Annotated in this window: 19 protein-coding genes and 2 pseudogenes; 6 read left to right on the forward strand and 15 right to left on the reverse strand. The window is 59.9% G+C overall.

Annotated elements, in window-relative coordinates; genetic code table 11:
- Positions 1-183 precede the first annotated feature (183 nt).
- Positions 184-1,326, forward strand: a complete 1,143-nt coding sequence (gene aguA, locus K7I12_RS07170; protein WP_231663715.1) for an agmatine deiminase — start codon at positions 184-186, stop codon at positions 1,324-1,326.
- Between the two features lie 181 nt (positions 1,327-1,507).
- Here the strand turns inward: aguA and K7I12_RS17665 are convergent, their stop codons facing one another.
- From K7I12_RS17665 to K7I12_RS07210, 8 genes are read right to left on the reverse strand one after another with little or no spacing between them, the layout of a single operon-like run.
- On the reverse strand, positions 1,508-1,738 hold the full coding sequence (locus K7I12_RS17665) for an extensin family protein (protein ID WP_442908031.1): 231 nt from the start codon (positions 1,736-1,738) through the stop codon (positions 1,508-1,510).
- Between the two features lie 5 nt (positions 1,739-1,743).
- On the reverse strand, positions 1,744-2,751 hold the full coding sequence (locus K7I12_RS07180) for a TRAP transporter substrate-binding protein (protein WP_231663717.1): 1,008 nt from the start codon (positions 2,749-2,751) through the stop codon (positions 1,744-1,746).
- A 19-nt stretch (positions 2,752-2,770) separates the two neighbouring features.
- Complete coding sequence (locus tag K7I12_RS07185; RefSeq protein ID WP_231663718.1) at positions 2,771-4,063, reverse strand: TRAP transporter large permease; 1,293 nt, start codon at positions 4,061-4,063, stop codon at positions 2,771-2,773.
- A gap of 9 nt (positions 4,064-4,072) precedes the next feature.
- Positions 4,073-4,567 carry a TRAP transporter small permease gene (locus K7I12_RS07190; RefSeq protein WP_231663719.1) on the reverse strand — a complete coding sequence of 165 codons (495 nt, stop codon included), beginning with the start codon at positions 4,565-4,567 and terminating at the stop codon, positions 4,073-4,075.
- A gap of 25 nt (positions 4,568-4,592) precedes the next feature.
- On the reverse strand, positions 4,593-5,627 hold the full coding sequence (locus tag K7I12_RS07195) for an L-idonate 5-dehydrogenase (protein ID WP_231663720.1): 1,035 nt from the start codon (positions 5,625-5,627) through the stop codon (positions 4,593-4,595).
- 52 nt (positions 5,628-5,679) lie between these two features.
- Positions 5,680-6,369 (reverse strand): SDR family NAD(P)-dependent oxidoreductase, encoded by a 690-nt coding sequence (locus tag K7I12_RS07200; protein ID WP_231663721.1) that lies wholly within the window; start codon positions 6,367-6,369, stop codon positions 5,680-5,682.
- A 43-nt stretch (positions 6,370-6,412) separates the two neighbouring features.
- On the reverse strand, positions 6,413-7,915 hold the full coding sequence (locus tag K7I12_RS07205; RefSeq protein ID WP_231663722.1) for a CoA-acylating methylmalonate-semialdehyde dehydrogenase: 1,503 nt from the start codon (positions 7,913-7,915) through the stop codon (positions 6,413-6,415).
- A gap of 3 nt (positions 7,916-7,918) precedes the next feature.
- A complete protein-coding gene (locus tag K7I12_RS07210) occupies positions 7,919-9,871 on the reverse strand; it encodes a bifunctional 5-dehydro-2-deoxygluconokinase/5-dehydro-2-deoxyphosphogluconate aldolase (protein ID WP_231663797.1) in 1,953 nt (650 codons plus the stop codon).
- A 185-nt stretch (positions 9,872-10,056) separates the two neighbouring features.
- Between K7I12_RS07210 and K7I12_RS07215 the strand changes: the two genes are divergently transcribed.
- Both K7I12_RS07215 and K7I12_RS07220 read left to right on the forward strand, forming a co-directional pair.
- Positions 10,057-10,905, forward strand: a complete 849-nt coding sequence (locus tag K7I12_RS07215; RefSeq protein WP_231663723.1) for a MurR/RpiR family transcriptional regulator — start codon at positions 10,057-10,059, stop codon at positions 10,903-10,905.
- Positions 10,906-10,947: 42 nt separating this feature from the next.
- Positions 10,948-11,613, forward strand: a complete 666-nt coding sequence (locus K7I12_RS07220; RefSeq protein WP_231663724.1) for an HAD-IA family hydrolase — start codon at positions 10,948-10,950, stop codon at positions 11,611-11,613.
- A gap of 32 nt (positions 11,614-11,645) precedes the next feature.
- Here the strand turns inward: K7I12_RS07220 and K7I12_RS07225 are convergent, their stop codons facing one another.
- On the reverse strand, positions 11,646-12,785 hold the full coding sequence (locus tag K7I12_RS07225) for an IS630 family transposase (RefSeq protein WP_231663798.1): 1,140 nt from the start codon (positions 12,783-12,785) through the stop codon (positions 11,646-11,648).
- 86 nt (positions 12,786-12,871) lie between these two features.
- Between K7I12_RS07225 and K7I12_RS07230 the strand changes: the two genes are divergently transcribed.
- Positions 12,872-13,507 carry a hypothetical protein gene (locus K7I12_RS07230; protein WP_231663725.1) on the forward strand — a complete coding sequence of 212 codons (636 nt, stop codon included), beginning with the start codon at positions 12,872-12,874 and terminating at the stop codon, positions 13,505-13,507.
- A gap of 251 nt (positions 13,508-13,758) precedes the next feature.
- Here K7I12_RS07230 and K7I12_RS07235 read toward each other — a convergent pair whose 3' ends face one another.
- Positions 13,759-14,463: an extensin-like domain-containing protein gene (locus K7I12_RS07235; protein ID WP_231663726.1), complete on the reverse strand. Its 705-nt coding sequence runs from the start codon at positions 14,461-14,463 to the stop codon at positions 13,759-13,761.
- 286 nt (positions 14,464-14,749) lie between these two features.
- Between K7I12_RS07235 and K7I12_RS17595 the strand changes: the two are divergent.
- Together K7I12_RS17595 and K7I12_RS07240 are read left to right on the forward strand one after the other, a co-directional pair.
- Positions 14,750-15,049: pseudogene (locus tag K7I12_RS17595) on the forward strand (MFS transporter); the annotation flags it as partial.
- Entirely contained in the window at positions 15,023-15,691 is a 669-nt protein-coding gene (locus K7I12_RS07240; protein WP_331460578.1) for an MFS transporter, read from the forward strand. The pseudogene K7I12_RS17595 and the gene K7I12_RS07240, both read left to right, overlap by 27 nt.
- Here K7I12_RS07240 and K7I12_RS07245 read toward each other — a convergent pair.
- The 5 genes and pseudogenes from K7I12_RS07245 to K7I12_RS07265 all read right to left on the reverse strand — a co-directional run bounded on the left by K7I12_RS07245 (position 15,688) and on the right by K7I12_RS07265 (position 19,104).
- Positions 15,688-15,867 (reverse strand): hypothetical protein, encoded by a 180-nt coding sequence (locus K7I12_RS07245; protein ID WP_231663728.1) that lies wholly within the window; start codon positions 15,865-15,867, stop codon positions 15,688-15,690. The two genes, K7I12_RS07240 and K7I12_RS07245, sit on opposite strands and share 4 nt — an antisense overlap.
- 387 nt (positions 15,868-16,254) lie before the next feature.
- On the reverse strand, positions 16,255-16,737 hold the full coding sequence (gene bfr / locus K7I12_RS07250; protein ID WP_231663730.1) for a bacterioferritin: 483 nt from the start codon (positions 16,735-16,737) through the stop codon (positions 16,255-16,257).
- A gap of 285 nt (positions 16,738-17,022) precedes the next feature.
- Positions 17,023-17,199 (reverse strand): annotated as a pseudogene (locus K7I12_RS07255) ((2Fe-2S)-binding protein); the annotation flags it as partial.
- A 122-nt stretch (positions 17,200-17,321) separates the two neighbouring features.
- Positions 17,322-18,080, reverse strand: a complete 759-nt coding sequence (locus K7I12_RS07260; protein WP_231663731.1) for an aspartyl/asparaginyl beta-hydroxylase domain-containing protein — start codon at positions 18,078-18,080, stop codon at positions 17,322-17,324.
- A 22-nt stretch (positions 18,081-18,102) separates the two neighbouring features.
- The gene (locus K7I12_RS07265; RefSeq protein ID WP_231663732.1) at positions 18,103-19,104 is read right to left on the reverse strand and encodes a hypothetical protein; all 1,002 of its coding nucleotides are present in this window, start codon (positions 19,102-19,104) and stop codon (positions 18,103-18,105) included.
- Between the last annotated feature and the right edge of the window lie 40 nt (positions 19,105-19,144).

Consider the following 19,144-nt stretch of genomic DNA (forward strand, 5'->3'; position numbering starts at 1 on the left):
ACGGAGGAAGCAGATAGGCCGTATGACGATCGACAGAACGAAAGTGGCTCATGGCGGGTCCGTGGTCAGTTTGATGCCGGCATTATCTCATGCTGGAGTGGAAAGTCCGACAGGCTGCTAGCCTAGCCCCCGGGGCTTCGGCCAGGCAGACTGACGACGAGTCGCCCCCTTTCGAGAACTTCCATGATCACCCGGCAAGCCATCATCTCCGCCACCGACAGCCCACCCGCCACCCCCGCCGCGCTGGGCTTTTCGATGCCCGCCGAGTTCGCCGCGCATGACGCCTGCTGGATGCTCTGGCCGCAGCGCCCCGACAACTGGCGCTACGGCGCCAAGCCGGCCCAGGCGGCGTTCGTCGCCGTCGCCCGGGCGATCGCCGAGAGCGAGACGGTGTTCGTCGGCGTCAACGACGATCAGTACGAGAACGCGCGCCATCAATTGCCGGCCCACATCCGGGTAGTCGAGCTGTCGAGCAACGACGCCTGGATGCGCGACGTCGGCCCGACCTTCCTGACCCATCCGGACGGCCGGCTGGCACTGGTCGACTGGGAATTCAACGCCTGGGGCGGGCTCAACGGCGGCCTGTATTTCCCGTGGGACAAGGATCGCCGCATCCGATCGAAGATCGCCGAGATGCTCGGTGCCGAGCGCTTCATCGCCCCGCTGGTAATGGAAGGTGGGGCGATCCACGTCGACGGCGAAGGCACGCTGATCACCACCGAGGAGTGCCTGCTCAACCCCAACCGCAATCCCAAGCTGAGCAAGGCCGAGCTCGAACGCCTGCTGGGCGACTATCTGGGCGTGACCCGGGTCATCTGGCTGCCGCGCGGCTGTTATCTCGACGAGACCGACGGCCACGTCGACAACCTGTGCTGCTTCGTCGCCCCCGGCGAGGTGGCGCTGACCTGGACCGACGATACGAGCGATCCGCAGCACGCCATTTCCCGCCAGGCGCTGAATATCCTCGAGGCCGCCCGCGACGCCAAGGGGCGCCGGCTGACCGTGCACAAGCTGCCGATGCCCGGCCCGCTGACCATCGCCGAGTCCGAGGCCAGCGGCGTCGACCGGCTGAGCAGTTCGCGCCCACGAAAGCCCGGCGATCGCATGGCCGGTTCCTACGTCAACTTCTATATCGGCAACTCGGCGGTGGTGATGCCCAGGCTCGATCCGGCCCACGACGACACGGCACGAGCGATTCTCGAGGGCCTGTTTCCCACGCGCCGGGTGATCGCCGTCGACGCCCGCGAGATACTACTGGGGGGCGGTAATATCCACTGCATCACCCAGCAGCAGCCCGCCCGCCGTTTGCCGGGACACACCACGTAGCGTCGGCCCAGGAAGTGCTGCACAAATAGGTGAGCGGGAGGAAGCGCAAGGCGCCTGGAGCGCAGGAACCGCAGCATATGGGTTATATGTGAGGATTCCGACCGGGCTGGCGTACCAGCACCGCGCAACGCAGCGATTCGTCGGGGACGCCTAGTCCGCGCAGGCATTTGTGCAGTATTTCCTAGCGGCAGAAACTCATGCCACGCATACCGAAATGGAAGTGATTGGCGTGGGCGGCGTTGTACTCGGGGCCGAGCACCGTGCCGAATAGCCCGCAGGCGCCGGACTGCGCCTCGCGCAGGAACTCGCCGGCGTGTAGTTCAAGGTACAGGCACTGGCTCCTACCTCTACCGTGCGACCCAAAGTGCTGCGGTTGTTCTATGAATCTTGGGAGCAGAACACCGCAGCAAATTTAACTCACTTATTTTTAATGGCTTCATCCATGATTCGCTGGGCTTCAAGTGCCCACTCCTTGCCGCCAATGTCTGCGTAGAAGTCTGGCCAGATTGCCTTGGCTTTTTCCTGCCACTTTGCTTCGTCTTCAGGGGGGCCTAGTAGCTCCATTCCCAGATCGACAAGCTCGTTCTTGGCCTCTTTGGTCAGCTTGGCGGAAAGCTCACGCTCGTAGTCGGCCGCTTCCCGGCCGGCGCGATCAACGGCATTCTGCAGGGCTTCCGGTAGCCGCTGGTAGAAGCGCTCGCTGACCAGCAACAGCCCCGTCCACATCATGTAATGAATTTCGGTGATGTAATCCTGTACTTCATAGAAGTTACTCGAAATCGCAGTGGTGTAGGGGTTCTCCTGGCCGTCTATGACCCCTTGCTGAAGCGCGGAGAATACTTCCGCCCACGCCATGGGGATTGGGTCGATACCCCAAGCCTTGAATGTTTCAATGGCAATATTGTTCGGAGAGACTCGAATCTTCTGCCCCTCGAGATCATCGAGCGTACGAACAGGTTCTTCCGCTGTGGTCAGGACCCTGAAGCCCTTTTCCAGGAGCCCTACGGCACGCACCCCTGCCTCGCTGGTGATGCGCTCATTGAGAGGCTCCTGCAACGCATCCATGGCCGCCCAGGCCTGTTCCGATGAAGTGAAAGCATAGGGAAGCATCAGCACACCGGCCGAAGGCGCCAGCGGCACCAGGTTGCCTGTATAGACAATTGCAGACTCGATGGTCCCCATGCGCATCGACTGTGCAACTTCCTGTTCATCCCCCAACTGGTTGGACGGATAGATTGTTACGTCGATACGTCCATCGCTGTACTTCTCGACTAGCTCTTCAAACTTTACAGCGGCATAGTTCGTCGGGTTATTTTCGTTATCGCCGTGGGACAAGCGCATGTTGAACTCTGCGCTGAAAACAGCCGAGCTGGCGAGCCCCAGGCTGCAGACCCCCATGCCAGCCATTATTTTTTTAAAGGCCATGGTAATACCTCTTTGGTTGTTAACGAATCAGCCCCAGAAGCTCCGGCAATGCCAAGCTGATTTGGGGAACAAAGGCTACGAGGAGGAGTACCGCCACCTCGGCGCCAATGAAGAGTAATGACGCCCAACTCACTTTCTCGATTGTCGTTTCACCTATTTCGCTGGCCACGAACAAGTTCACACCGAGCGGTGGCGTGGAATAGCCTATTTCACAGGCGATCACGAACATGATGCCAAATTGAACGGGATGGATATCGACGCCTACAGCGACAGGCAGCAAAAGTGGCGTCAGAATGATAATCTGCGTCAGCGTCTCCATCCACATGCCAACAAATATCAGTAGTGCAATGATAACTAGAATCAGTGTGACGGGGTCAGTAAAAGTCGTCAGCATAAGCGACGATATCTGCTGGGGAATCTGATACATGGAGAGCAGTCGGCCGACAACACGGCCTGTTACTAAGACCAGCATTACGGTTCCCGCCACTCGCGCAGTATATCCCAGGCTATCGATGAACGTGGGTAACCGAATGGCTCGGTGGATGAAGGTACCTACGAAAAGCGCGTAATATACCGCGACAATGGAGGCTTCCGTGACGGTAAAGACCCCTAGGTATATACCACCAAGAATGATCACCGGCGCGAAGAGCGACCACTTAGCTTCTTTTGCCGTGCGCCATATCTCGCCAACGTCACGCTTGCTTGTATCCTGAGCGACATAGCCTCGCTTCTTGCTGATGACCAGCACTGTCAAGTAAAGCGCCAATGCCAGCAAGAGCCCAGGGAGAACTCCAGCGACGAAGAGCGCCGTGATCGAGGTTTCCGACGTAATGCCATAAATGATGATTGGGATCGAGGGGGGAATTACCACGCCGATACCACCCGCACTCGCGGTGATGGCGCTCGAGAACCCACGATCTTTATACTCCTTGATCATGGCGGGGATCATAATGGAGCCAATCGCCGCGGTCGTCGCCGGCCCCGATCCTGAAATTGCCGCGAATAAAGTACAAGCTACGATGGTTACCGTAGCGAGCCCACCGGGCGCCGGGCCGACCAGCGCACGCGAGAACAGGATTAGTCGCTCGGTCAGCCCGCCCTTCTCCATCAGGGCACCGGCCAGGATAAACATCGGGACCGCTATGATTGTGAAATCATTGACGGCGGAATAGGCGCTTTGCACGACGTAGGATAGCGGCAACCCGGATTGCAGCATGCTCAATATCGCTGCCATCCCCATCGAAATCGCGACAGGCACACCGAGCAGCAAGAAGCCGACAAAGCCAACTGTAAGAATGATTGCGGGGCTCATAGGGTACCTTTAGTCAACTCGAGTGTCGATTGTGTCCAAGCCATGCTTCCAGCGGGACACCATGCAGCCAATGACACGCACGGAAATAAACAACATGCCCAAGGGTACTATCACTTGCACCCACGCCAGGTTTATGCCTGTAGTTTGTGAAATGTAGGGGAATTGCATTGATTCATAAAACAGCTTTCCGCCTTGCCAGATAAGTATAACGTTGAATACCAGCCACACGGTATCAGCGATAGTCAATATAAACGTCTGAAACTTCGCGGGCATCATCGAGATATGAAACGTGACTCGTATATGTCGATTTTGCTCTGCAGCGATAACGAACCCAAAATAAATCGCCCAAACGAAGAAATAACGTGACACTTCTTCAAGCCAGCTCAAGTTACGGTCAAAACCGAACCTCAAGACAACCTGGATTCCCAGCAAGGCAATGACAACCGTCATTAGGACCGCTGAAAGCCACTCTTCCATTGTTCTAGAGCGAAGCATATTCAACATACGGGTCGCCTCGTGTCGTTAGTCGTCATGAAGCGTAAGCTTCTTGACGAATCATGACTTTCAAGTGTTTCTGCTTATCCAAGGACGATTCGAATGCCTCGTCAGTGACCCCGAAGTCGTACGTTGCCGAAACGGCTTCTACCAGTTCGGGCTTGGACAGCACGGACTCGACCGCCTTCTCGAATTCATTCAAGAATCGGTAGGCCCCGCGGATGGTCAATTCTTTGGTCAGAATCGAATTCATGTCCAACGCCTCAGGTGCCAGGAAACCGATCTGGATCAACCGTCCTTTTGGAATAAGCACTTTCACCGCCGTGTTGAACGCCTGCGTTGCGCCTGAGGCTTCCAGTACTACGTCGAAAAACTCAAGCTCCCCGGAAACGACGCGCTCCTCGACATTTCTGGCATCCAGCGTGCGGACATCCGCAAGTTTTTTGACGCGTTCCAGTGCCGCCGCATGAACATCGGATACATAGACATCACTAGCACCTTGGTCCAGGGCCGCCACCGCCGCGAGGGTGCCGATCGTGCCCCCCCCGGTCACTAACACGCGCTTTCCGGCGACGTCGCCAAGGTTGGCGGCATGCAACGAGATAGCGTAGGGTTCAGCCAGCGCGGCCAGCTTAAGGTCCGCATCGACAGGCAATATCACGCATTGGTGAGCTTTCACCACGGGCCGCTCTTCGAACGCCCCCTGACTGTGGGGTCGCTTGGCCGCACTCCCGAGGTACTGCATGTTGAAGCAGACGTTTACTTCGCCCTGCCGGCACATGGCGCACGTGCCGCAAGGCAACGCGGGATTGATAGCGACCCGATCACCTACGGAGACACCGCTGACGCCTTGTCCCACTTCCAATACGACGGCTGCCAGCTCGTGGCCAAGCACCATGGGGTCCTTGACGATCGAGTGCCCTACCTTACCGTCCTGGTAATAATGCATGTCTGAGCCACAGATACCGCCATAGGCCAGACCCAGGCGGACCTCATCACTTGCCAGGCTTCGCTCTTCCTTTTCGTCAATGCGTAGGTCCTTGGGACCGTGAATCACGTAAGATTTCATGCTTCCACCATCTGGATACGAGATGTCAATGATCGTTGAATGACAAACGGCCTCAGCCTGCCATGTAGCCACCATCGACCGGAATAATTGCGCCATTGACGTAGGAGGCGTTTTCCGAGGCCAGGAAAAAGATGACGGATGCCACTTCTTCCGGCTCTGCCCACCGCTGCATGGGGATACGTGCCGAAATTGTCTCGAAGCGTGCGCTATCCGCACGTGCTGCCTCGGTCATTTTGGTCTTGACCCAGCCAGGGGCCACTGCATTGGTGCGCACGCCCTTGTCAGCCCAGGCAACCGCCATCGACCGGGTAAGGGAGACGATCGCTCCCTTGCTTGCGCTGTAGCCAGGTGACTTGGGCGAACCGAAGTAGCTCCACATCGAGGCGATATTGATGATGGCGCCACCCGTTTCACTTAGCTTTCCGATTAATTGCGTGGACAGGTCGAACACGGCAGTGCAATTGATCGTCATGGACATTTCGAACCCTGCAAGCTCCCACTCTTGCTCCTGCAGGTTGACGCCAGCACAGTTCACCAGTACATCGAGCCGATCGATCTGCGCAACGATAGCCTCCCTGGCTGTCGGATCAGTCAAGTCCGCTTGAATAAACAGGTCAGGCTCCACCTCACAGCGATAGCGGTCGGCAACGACTATCCGATAGCCCTCTTCCCTGAATTTCTGAGCGGTCTGACACCCGATGCCAGAAGCCCCGCCTGTGATCAGTACTGTTTTATCACTCACAACTCCCAACCCCCTTCCAAGTCTCAAGCCACTTTCACGCAGGTCAGTTTGTCGGCATCGTGAAGTGATTGGTCTCTTCACGGATACCGCCCGGCCAGCGCTGTGTGATGGTCTTCATACGGGTATAGAACCGCACGCCATCGGGGCCATGCATGTGGAGCGGGCCGAATAGCGAGCGCTTCCAGCCACCGAAGCTGTGGAATGCCATGGGAACAGGGATCGGCACATTGACGCCTACCATACCCACCTGAATCTGTTCGCAGAACTGGCGAGCAGCATCGCCATCACGAGTAAAGATCGCCGTACCATTGCCATATTCGTGCTCGTTGATCATCGTAACGGCCTCGTCGAAGCTTGCCGCGCGCGCAATACAGAGCACAGGCCCGAAAATTTCCTCTCTTTGAATACGCATTCCAGGCGTGACACGATCAAATAATGAACCGCCGATGAAATAACCGTTGGCAGCTCCTTGAATCGGCGTTTGTCGACCGTCTATGACCAGCTCGGCTCCTTCTTTCTGACCGATGCGAATGTAATCCTTGACTTTCTCCAAGTGCTCACGGGTGATGAGAGGCCCCATGTCGTTGTCGGACCCTTCGACTAGCCCCGGACCAATACTGAGCTGATTGAGCTGGACCACGACTTTTTCGCGTAACCGTTCAGCCGTTTCTTCACCCACAGGCACCGCAACCGAGATCGCCATGCAGCGCTCACCCGCGGAGCCGTATGCGGCCCCCATCAAGGCATCCACCGCCTTGTCGAGATCAGCATCAGGCATTATCACCATGTGATTCTTGGCGCCCCCCAGTGCCTGCACACGCTTACCGTGTGCAGAAGCAGTGGCATAGATATATTCGGCGATAGGCGTCGAGCCGACGAAACTGACAGCCTGGACGCGCTCATCCGTGAGCAATATATCGACGGCCTCCTTATCGCCGTTGACGACATTGAAGACGCCGTCCGGCAAGCCGGCTTCCTTGAGTAGCTCGGCCAGGCGCATCGGCGTTGAGGGGTCTTTTTCCGAGGGCTTCATGACGAAGGTATTGCCACAGGCCAATGCTATGGGGAACATCCACATGGGCACCATGGCAGGAAAATTGAACGGTGATATCCCAGCGCACACGCCCAGCGGCTGCATCATGGTGAAGCTATCCACGCCCGTCCCCACGTTAGTGGAGTGCTCACCCTTCTGCAGATGGGGTATGCCACAGGCAAATTCCACCACTTCTAGCCCACGAATTACTTCCCCCTTTGCATCGGAAAACACTTTTCCATGTTCACTGGCGATCAGCTGCGCCAGTTCATCAGTGTGTTCTTCGACCAAGGCCTTGAACTTGAATAGAATACGCGCCCGCTTGAGCGGAGTAATTTTGGACCAACCCGAAAAAGCCTGCTCGGCGACCAAAACGGCATCGCGTGTCTCTTCGGCAGAGGAGAGCATCACTTGTGCGGTTTGCTCGCCCGTGGCTGGGTCATGGACAGGCGCTGAGCGCGTACTCGTGCTGTCTACATTTTGTCCATTGACGTAGTTTCCCAGAGTCCGCATGACTTATCTTCTCTCCTCAACGTGTGTTGCGTTGTCGCGCTGACGTAGTGAATGCCACTCGTGAATGAGTTCCGAGTAGTTGCTCGCGACATGGCTTATGAGCTCGTCATCATTTAGCTGCCCCGCCAACCATTCCCGGCAGGGCTGGGCGAACAAAGTGCGCCCGACCGTAAAGCCCTTGCAGTGACGGTGCTTCGCGGCAAGGCCAAAGCTCTCCTTCAACTGGCCCATTGGCGCATCCAAGCCCAGCAGAACGACGCCACAACATTGGGGGTCTTGCTCGTCGATGATCTCACCGACGGATTTCCACCCCCTTTCAGACATGGAAGGCAGCTTCCACCAATCGGGTCGTATGCCGAGCTCATAGAGACGACTAAGGCTGCGTGGCAGCGTTGAATCGTCGATAGGGCTATCCGACGGTGGAATAACCTCGAGCAAGAGCTGCAAGCCGCTTAGACGGGCCGCTTCATACAAGCGATGGACACGCGCTTCCTGCTCGAGCCGCAGCTCGACCGGATCATCCGGGTGATAGAAGAAGAGGCACTTGATAATGTGTTCGGAAGGCCAATGTCGAAACCGGCTGCCGAGATCCTCGCCATGCTGGAATCGCAGGGGCCGGGAACTCGGCAACTCTACCGGGCGAGCGATCCACCAACCGCGCCCGGTCGCCTCGTTCAAGGCATCCTGACCCAGGACGTCGTCCAACAAGATTGCAGGCGTCGCAAGGCCTGCCTGGCGCGCGCCCTGCTCAGCCGCTTTCACCAGCAGGCGCTTCATGTCAGGCAAGCGGCCCACATCGGCATCGACAGCCATCGCCATGTCCGTCAATTGGCGTCGATGGTCGAAGGCCAACCCGCATACTTCGGACCAATTCTTGGGGATGCGAGTGGTGACTCGATGAAGATGATTAAGCCGCTCGTCCTTGTCCGGACGCGCGACCTTCTCGCGGCGAGCCAGGTAATCCATGAGTTCTTCTTCGGTCGGCATCGCCGGGGCACAGCCGTGACGTGAGACCACGAGCGCGCCACACGCGTTGGCATAGGCAGCGCTGGTTTTCCAACTTTCGCCCCGCAGCCACCCACGTAGCAAGCCACTCATGAAGGCATCGCCCGCCCCGAGCACGTTGAGCACCTCGACCTGGACACCCTTGACCAGCACCCCCTCTTCGATTCGGTCGGGAATGGCGCCTTCGAAGACGACGCAGCCTAGGGGGCCGAGCTTGCATACCAGTGTCGCATCGCTCACATCACGAACGGCACGCAGGGAGGCCAATGTATCGGTGCTTCCCCCGGCGATGTGGAATTCTTCTTCGGTCCCGACAATCAGATCGAAATGCGATAACCAGCCTTGTAGATCCTCGGTGACCCGGGCATCTGAGACGTAGCGTGTTTCGCCATCGCCGGGGTCGGTAAGCCCCCAAAGCACGGGACGGTAATCAATGTCCAGTACGCGCTTGGTGCCGTGGCGTGCGGCGGCGTCCAAAGCCTTCTTGCAGGCCCGGCTCGTCACGTCAGTCGAAAGGTGCGTACCGGTGATGGCGAGGGCTTGTGCCGAGCCAATGTAATCGGTATCGATTAATTCCGCGTCAATTGCCATGTCGGCGCAGTCGCGGCGATAGAAAAGCAGTGGGAAGGTTTCGCGATCCTTGAGCGCCAACAGAGCCAACCCGGTATGGCGATGCGGGTCAGTCTGCAGGGGTGTCGTATCGACGCCTGCACGCTGCAACTCCTTACGCACGAAATTACCCAACTGCTCGTTGCCCACGCGGGAAAGCATGGCGGACTTCAAGCCAAGCCGGGCCGACCCGAACGCCACGTTGCCGGAGCTGCCACCAAGGTACTTGGCAAAACTAGTCACGTCCTCCAGAGGGCTACCGAGCTGTTCCGAGTAAAGATCAACGGCGACACGCCCCAGGCAGATCAAATCCAACGGATATTTCCGATTAGGGTCATGCATGGTCAAGATGCTCTCCTTTATCTAGGGGAGCGACTTCACAAGCCCCTAGCGACACAAGGTATATCTGGAATATTCGTTCCATTTGATACCTCAGTCAAACCAAATGTTCCTATACTTTGGGATAATGGAATTAAAATTCCATTAATGCTAGCGTGTACTCATAATCTAAGGTCCCTTTGTTTTCGATGACTCAGCCCTCGCCTCAGAACTTCGACGAGCTCAAGAAGCGCGTCACAGCCCGATATGGATCACTGAGCCCCAGGCTCCAGCAAGCGGCGCGTTATCTGCTCGATCATCCTAGAGATGTCGCATTTTCCACAGTGGCCAAAATCGCAGAGACCGCGGGCGTCACTCCATCGACCTTGATTCGTTTCGCCAATACCTTCGACTTGTCCGGCTTTTCGGAGATGCAAGGACTTTTCAGGGCCAGGCTCGTTGATGAACTCCCCAACTATACGGAGCGCATCCGCGCGGTACGTAGCGCCACCGGCGAGACGCCTGACAGCACGCAGCTTCTCTGGGAATTCGCTGACGCCAATCGCCTGGCCTTGGAGCAACTTCCCGGGCGTATCGACCCGGACGGCCTGGAACAGGCGCTGGATATCTTCGAGGCAGCACGCGCCATACATGTCATGGGTGCACGTCGAAGCTTCGTGGTGGCCAGCTACATGACCTATGCACTTCACCACATCGACAAGCGCGCTTTCCTGGTCAATGGTCTTGGCGGAATGTATGGAGAACAGGTCAGGTCAATTGGCGATCACGATGCGCTGATGGTGATCAGTTTCAGTCCCTATGCCGAAGAGACCCGGCAACTGGCGGCCACGGCCTGTGAACGCCGTATCCCTCTAGTCGTGATCACTGATTCGAATGTGAGCCCGCTCGCCCAGTTAGCGGACGTTTGCTTCGTGGTACAGGAGGCCGAAGTGAAAAGCTTTCGCGGATTAACGGCGTCGCTATGCCTCGCCCAAAGCCTGGCGATCTCCCTGGGGGTCCGGCACGAACTTGGCTCCACGCCACCCGTTGGCCGCTAACTCGCGGAATCAGCCTGCCGTAACCGCTTTCTGGAGTGTTGTATGACTCGCCTTCCCTGCCTACTTTTCGATTCCGACGGTACCTTGGTCGACAGTGAGATACTTCTCGCTGATGTCCTCGGCGAGATATTGCCCCAGTTCGACCTGCCCTTTACCGCAACGCAGTATCTTGAGGAATTCCGTGGCGTACGTTTTCTCACGATTATCGAGACCTTGGCCAAGCGCCATGACGTACCCCTGGGCGATCGGTATACAGCCTTGGAAGCCAACATGCGGGAACTTATGGAGCAACGCATGCGCGCCGAACTCCTCCCCATCGAAGGTATGCGAGAAGCACTCCTGGCACTGCCTGATCATCTTAAGGCCGTCGTCTCCAACGGCCCCGAGAAGAAAATTCGTTGCGCCATGGAGAGTAGTGGCCTCGCCCCTTTTTTTGAAGATCGCCTGTTCAGCGCTTACACACTGGGTGTTTGGAAACCCGACCCCTCACTTTATAGGCAAGCCGGCGAGATGATGGGGTTCACACCCAACAAGTGCGTAGTCATCGATGATGCTGTGGTGGGTGTCATTGCAGGTCTCGAGGCAGGCATGCATGTAATACATTTCAATCGCTTCCCCGATGAGGAGACGACCCCTGACGGGGCAATAGCTATACACCACCCTAGAGAGCTACCTGCCGTTATAGCTCGGCTATTAGAAAAGATATAACTACCAGATCGTTCCAACAATATGGTTACGTATTATGCGACCTCCACGTCGAACTTTTTCCAGCGGAAGACAACCGGGGCCGCGTTCATTTCACCGATGCCCTTCAGGATGCGCGCCTTGAGCTCGGCAATCGAGGCGACGCGGATATGGCGAAGGAAGGTCCGGGCCATTTTTGAAAAAGCACATTCGATCAGGTTGAGCCAGGAACCATGCGTGGGCGTGTGAACGTACTCAAACCGGCCCGGCCGCGTGGCCAAATAGGCCATCGTCTCCTTCGAGATGTGCGACGAATGATTATCCAGGACGACACGGATGATGGCCTCCGGCGGGTAGTAGGCGTCGATCGACCGGAGCAGCGCAATGAATTCGCGGCTACGGTGCCGGTCTTCAACCTGGGCAAACACATGGCCGGTATGCAAGTCGATGCCGGCCAGAATCGAGACAGTGCCATGACGGACGTACTCGTAATCCCGGCTCACCGTCGGCGCCTTGCCCGGAACCGGCGGCAAGTCGGGAGCCGTCAAGCCAATCGCTTGAACTCCCGGCTTCTCATCGACGCTGACCGTGTACATCGGCGTCGGCCGGCCCTCATGAACGGCGCCTTCGGTGTAAAGAGCAACGTCCCGATAGACCATCAGTACCTCATGCATCTTGCGGTCGAAGTCGGGATCGCGCCTCTCCAGGTAATAGGTGATCTTGTGGGGTTTGAGCTGATTCTCGTCGAGAATTCGCCAGACCGTACTCTTGCCGGCCCCGGCAAGACGCGCAAATCCCGACCGCTCCGCTTGTTCGGACACATAGCGCGCCAATGCCGAGATGCTCCACAACTCAGCCGCCAGCCCAAGCTCCTTCGGTTTGGTACAGGCGATGCTGATCACCCACGCTTTGGCCTCGTCGCTGATCTCAGGCGCGTGAGGCCGATGGTAGGCATCCTTCAGCCCCGCCTGAACGCCGGCCGCCAGCGCCTTGTCGACACATTTGTAAATCATCGGTCGGCTTACGCCCAATTGCCGATGAATCTCGCTGATCGACAGCCCTTGCGCGTACTTGAGCAGCACCTTGGCGCGTTCCACTTCGCGCACCGGTGCCGTACGCGAGGCCGCCAAACCGGACAACTTGGCCTTTTGCTCGTCGGACAGCGCCAGTACCGCTCGACCACTTTTCCGTCCCATGATCATCTCCAGTCTGAATAGTATGGCGAGCATGGCGGCTCACGACGCATTTGTAAATATATTAATGGAACGATCTACTACTTAGGTTGCGCCGAGCAACACTCGCGGGCCTCACCACCGGCGCCGCGACGACGGTGATTGTCTGTTTCCCGTTCGTGTTCACCCAATGGCTGAACGTGCTGTCCTACTTCATCATGCTGATCGCCCCGGTAGGTGCGGTCATCGCTGCGGAGCACTTTTTACTCCCGCGGCTGGGCATCCACCCCTTCTGGCGTGAGCAGCAAGGACGCGACACCAACCTGCCCGCCTTCGCCGCGTGGGGACTCGGTATCGTAGTGGGGATCGTGCTGCTGATGCTCGAGGCAATACATCTGTTCGCCCTGTTCATCTCCGTGTGGCTGGTCGGCTTCCTCAGCTATCCGCTGCTGTGCCGCCTTGCCGGTGCAGCCCGGGGCAACGACGCCAGCGATCCCTATGAAGCCGCCTACGGCCCGGTACTCGAACGCAGCCCCACGGAAACGCCTCCCGCCGGCTACCAGCCAGTCAATCGTCGCAGCCCCTGGTACGCCATCGCCGTGGCCTGCCTTGACACGTTCCAGAGCCTGATCGTCCTGCCCACACTGCTCTACTTCATCGCAGCCACCGCCTGGATGAAGGGCCGCCGCAGGCCGCGGCCCCGGGACGACGAGCGCCCCGTCTCCCTGGCCAGCGATGTCGACTGAGTCCGTGACGCCGCCCGCCGATGTGGACAAGAGCCGCCCACTGCCCGCCGTTTGCCGGGACACACCACGTAGCGTCGTCCCAGGAAGTGCTGCACAAATAGGTGAGCGGGAGGAAGCGCAAGGCGCCCGGAGCGCAGGAACCGCAGCATATGGGTTATATGTGAGGACTGATCGGGCTGGCGCACCAGCACCGCGCAACGCAGCGATTCGTCGGGGACGCCTAGTTCGCGCAGGCATTTGTGCAGTATTTCCTAGCGGCAGAAGCTCATGCCGCGCATGCCAAGATGGAAGTGATTGGCATGCGCGGCGTTGTACTCGGGGCCGAGCACCGTGCCGAACAGCCCGCAGGCGCCGGATTGCGCCTCGCGCAGGAACTCGCCGGCGGCATCGTCGCCGCCCCAGTCGTCGAGCACGCTGATGCGCCGCCCGTCGGTCAGCCGGAAGGCGGCGACGTCCAGCGCCTCAGCCGTGGCATGCTCGCTGCGCGGGGCGTTCTTGCGATTATAGATGTTGCGACAGGCGAAGCTGCCGTAATGCTGCACGGCGACGACACGCGCGCCTAAATGCGCCTCGGCGGCGGGCTGCAGACGATAGCGCTCGAACAGCACCCAGGCCACCGCCAGCGGACAACTGGCCACGAAGCTGGCATTGAAACCGACCTCGCCGCCGCGCACGCGCACCACGTTATCCAGCGGGCAACCGGCGACCGGGGTGTAGTCGGCCAGCGGCGCGTAGTTCAGGGTGCCTGGCGGCGCCGACGCGAGCACCGCCCGGCAGGCCTCGCGATCGCCCTTCAGGCGATCGAGCTTCCACTGGGTCACCGGGGTCAGCGGATCGCTGACGGTGAGCGGCGCGAAGGGGTTCCATTCGCGGGGGATCGTCCAGACGCCCTTGTCGAAGGCGACGCCCACGGCGATCAGCAACAGTAGGAAGGCGGTGCTCCAGAAGCCCTTCATCGACGCATCCTTGTCGGCTTGTCGTTGATCAGACTACCGACTCACCAGGTTCGACCCAAGCCGCGATAGTGGCCATCCAGCGGGTCATTAGCCGCTTATCAGTTAGCCGTAATGACCTTATCCGTCGCGGGGCGTAGAATTTTCGGCTCACCTTTGCCCGGAAAGCTCATGCCCAGCGACGCCCCGCCCCCCTTCGAACCCGCCCCATAATAGCTAGCCGCGAACCACCCAGCCCGACGCCGACTCGACCCTCGAAACCAGCGGCAAGGTCTATCGCCAGTCCGGTTTCCTGGCCTTTCTGCTGTCGCGCCTGGCCGCGGTGTTCGCCATGCAGATCCAGGCGGTGGTGGTCGCCTGGCAGGTCTACGACATCACTCGCGATCCGCTCTCGCTGGCCTACGTCGGCCTCGCCCAGTTCCTGCCGATGGTCGTGCTGTTGCTGCCCGCCGGAGACCTGGTCGATCGCTTCGAGCGCAAGCGCATCCTGCAGGCTAGTTGGGCGTTGCAGGCGGTGTGCAGCGGCCTGCTGCTATGGCTCTCCTATACCTCGTCGCGCGACGTGAGCGGGTACTACGCCGTACTGGCGCTGTTCGGCTGTGCCCGCGCCTTCACCGCCGGCATCGGTTATATCCGCGCCAAGCCGATCATCCTCGGCGTGATCTCGCTCGATCTGTTCGCGGTGCTGCTGGGCGGGGTGATCGCCCTGCTGCCGATCTATGCCCAGGAGATCCTGCACGTCGGGCCGCAGGGCCTGGGCGCTTTGCGCAGCGCGATCGCCGTGGGCGCGCTGCTGATGGGCGTGTATCTCGGCGTGCGTGCGATCCGCCGGCATGTCGGCTGGGTGATGTTCGCCGCCGTGGCGGTATTCGGTGCGGCCAACCTGGTGTTCGCGCTGTCCGAGACGCTCTGGCTGTCGATGACGGCGCTGGTGATCGCCGGCGCCGCCGACATGATCAGCGTCAACATCCGCCTGACCTTGCTGCAACTGGCCACGCCGGACGACATGCGCGGCCGGGTCAACGCCGTCAACATGCTGTTCATCGGCTCCTCCAACGAGCTCGGCGAGTTCCGAGCCGGTACCAGCGCGGCGTGGTTCGGCGTGGTGCCCGCGGCGGTCATCGGCGGCGTCGGCACCCTCGCCGTGGTCGGGCTGTGGCTGTGGGGCTTCGCGCCGCTGCGCCGGGTCGATCGTTTCGAGGAGGTCGCTCCCGACAACGCCAGACGTTAATCGAGCAGGCTCACCACCAGCGCCGCCAGCCCGACCGTCAGCGCGACGAGCACGGCGACGCTCACCAACCCGTCGAGCAGTCGGTCGATGTCCAGGGGTCGGCCGGTGGCCCGGGCCTTGCGGGGCTTGCGGGGCATCGCACCACGCCGGGGTGGCGGTTTCAGCGTGCGGGTCATGGCAGGACTCCGTGACTGACCGTCCGTGACTGACCGTCCGTGACTGACCGTCCGTGACGAACATGTGCCCTCAACATAAGCGCCGCCGGCGTTTTTCACCAGCCCTTCGGGGTTACTGCCACAGTACACGTCTTGCGCCGCATTTCGATGACGCCCAGGGAATTCCCACAGGCACCGACCACCCGCACCGGGCGATCTTCCGGGACGGAGTCTTCAAGGCTGGTAGAAAGCAGCGGGAGTCTGGCTACGGGGCGATCCTTGCCGATGTCGCCTACAGGAATAGCCGCGAACGGGTGAGTCACAGCCATCTTGCCATCTCAGAAAGCGGTCTTCACACAGCTTCCGTGGGGCGCCTTTTCGCAACACCGGTCAGGCGCCTGCACGCATTCAGCCCTCGTCGGACTCGTGCATTTTCTTCTGCAGGTAATTCTCGAGGCCCACCTTGTCGATCAGGCCGAGCTCGGTCTCGATGATGTCGATGTGCTCTTCCTCGTCGTCGAGCACCTTGCGGAACAGGTCGCGGCTGACGTAATCCCGCACCTGCTCGCAGTAGGCGATCGCCTCGATCAGGTCGTTGCGCCCCTCGTGCTCGATGGCCAGGTCGCTTTCGAGCATTTCGCGGGTGTTCTCGCCGATGCGCAGCTTGCCCAGGTCCTGCAGGTTGGGCAGCCCCTCGAGAAACAGGATGCGCTCGATATAGGCGTCGGCGTGGCGCATCTCCTCGATCGATTCGTCATACTCCCACTTCGCCAGGCCGAGCAGTCCCCAGTCCTTGTACATCTTGGCGTGCAGGAAGTATTGATTGATCGCCACCAGCTCGTTGCCCAGTGCCTTGTTGAGGTGTTCGATGACCTTGGTGTCGCCTTGCATGGGAATCTCCTCGCTGCGTTGTTCTATCAATCCAGTCTTCAAACGCCGGGCGCGTGGCTGCGCGCCGGCATCGCCGCTGCGGGAAAGTATCGTTCATGTCGGCCAAAAAGTCGAATCATGCCAACAAGTTACGCTGAAGGCTTCGCAAATGAAAAGGGCTGGCGAATCATAACGAGGGCCGCTGCGATCCGCACTCAGCCCGCCCTTTCAGACAGCGTAGGCGAGATCGGCGAGTTGGTGCGCCGCGGGCGGTTGCGCGAAGGCGCCCCGCTCCATGACACACTGCTCCATGACACACTGCTCCATGGCCTCGCGGGCGATCGCCTTGCCCATGCAGGCACACTTGCCGCACTGGGTCGCGCAGCCGGTCTGCTCGCGCACGTCACGCCAACTCCGCGCCCCTTGCGCCACCGCCTGGCGGATGGCCTTGTCGGAAACGCCCTTGCAAAGACATACGTACATAAACACCTCGCTTGGCATCGCGAGATTAAATGTAAATGATTCGCATGCTGAACCGCAACCCTGATCGCGAAAAACTATCGACCCCATTGACCATGACGACCGCAACGAAACGTCAACAGCTCCTAGCGCCGCGACCAGCGTTGCTGGTTCCTGCGCGCGCGCTGAACGTAGGGCGACAGGCGGATCAGGTTGAATGCCACGCGGTTGACCAGCGCGCCCGGGAAGCGCATCGGCCGCATGACATCCAGAAACAGCACCACCCTGACGCCATCGGTGTCGTTCCATACCTCGTGCTCGTAGGTATCGTCGAACAGCAGGCTGCCGCCCTCCTGCCAGTAGCCGATGTCATCGCCGACACGGATGCGGCAACGCTCGCGCGGCTCCGGCACCTGCAGCCCCAGGTGATAGCGCATCACGCCCTTGTAGGGGCCGCGATGCGGCGGGATGTGCTTGCCAGGCGCGAGTATCGAGAAGAACGCCGTCGTCATCCCCGGCACGCTTTCGATCAAACGGGTCGTTTCGGGACAGCGCGCGCAGTTGTCATCCATGCGATAGCCGTAGCCGTAGAAGAAGAAGGTCTTCCAGCGATCGTCCTGGCTGATGCGTGCCTGGTCCTGGGAGATGTCCTGGAAATTGGGCAGGGCATCACGCTCGCGCAGGATGTCGTCGAGTTCCGTGCGAATGGTTTGCCAATCGGCTTCCAGCGGCCGGACCCAGGCAAACTCGGCAGGGTCGAAGAAGGTCGGATCGCCGACCCGCGAATGGCGGGCGATGAAGCGATCAACCGAGGTCAGCAGCCGGCGCCCGGTCCTGATGTACCAGGACTTCCTGCGCTTGCCGGGAGGTCTTGTGGCAGTCGGTGGGGGTGAGGACTCATTCATGATGTTCGTCTTCCTCGTGATATCAGCGCAGCACACGCTCACGCAGCAGCCGCCACAGCAGCGGCCAACCGAACAGCAACGGATGGCGGCGCAAACGCTCGCTGACGGGAATTCGCCGGCCACTGTGGCGCTCCAGCTTCCAGACCACGTAATCGACGCCGTTTTCGAAGGTCAGCACCGCCTTCATCAGTCGGGCGATATGCAGGACACGTCCCTGCCGGCGCCGCCAGCGCCAGGCGCGACGCCCCCGGCGGCGCTGGGCCGCGTCCTGGGCATTGCGATAGTACTCATCGCGACAGTACTCATTGCGACAGTACTCATCGCGACAGTACTCATCGTCAGTCGCCGACAATCCAGGCAGCGCCTCGGTCGCCGCCGCCAGCCGCCGCCGGTACTCCGCCTCCTGCCCGGCCAGCAGCGAAGCCGGGCGCGATGCGCCTTCGGGACGCAGTTCGACACCGTAACTTAGGGCCAGGGCCTGCTGCCACCCCTCGGCGGCCTCAAAGGTATCCGGCAGACAGGGCAGCGCGGCACGCCACAGCGCGAGCACCGCCCCGGCCAAAGTGTCGTTCACCCACATGCGGATCGCTTCATCGCGGCAATAGGCCAGGCGACAGGGCTGGGCGAAGCGCCCCCATAGATAGGTCTCGAACCAGCGGGTCGTGCCCTGTACGAAATCGTCGAGGGTGATGACCGCACACTTGGCGCGCAGGCGCCGCCCCTGGGCATCCTGTGTCTCGAGATAGAACACGTTGGGTGGCAGCCAAGCGTTGACCAGCCGCAGCAGACGGCGATCGTAGACGGCGGCGTAGCGGTCGACCAGCGCATAGAGATCGACCACGCCATCACCCGGGTCGTGGCTGCGCAGGCAGGAGCCGTAGAAGAGCACCGCGCAGGTAGCCTGGCCGAAACGCTCCTGCACGCGGGCCACGAGCGGTGCCACCCCCTCGGGCAGCGGACGCGCGGCCTGTTCGGCAACCTGAGCGACCAGCGCGGCAGGCGGGGAAGAATGGAAGGTACGCATGGGCGCCTCAGGGGTAGACGAGAAAGTCATGGAAAGATGC

The organism is Halomonas sp. IOP_31 (genome assembly GCF_021151495.1).
Lineage (GTDB): Bacteria > Pseudomonadota > Gammaproteobacteria > Pseudomonadales > Halomonadaceae > Modicisalibacter > Modicisalibacter zincidurans.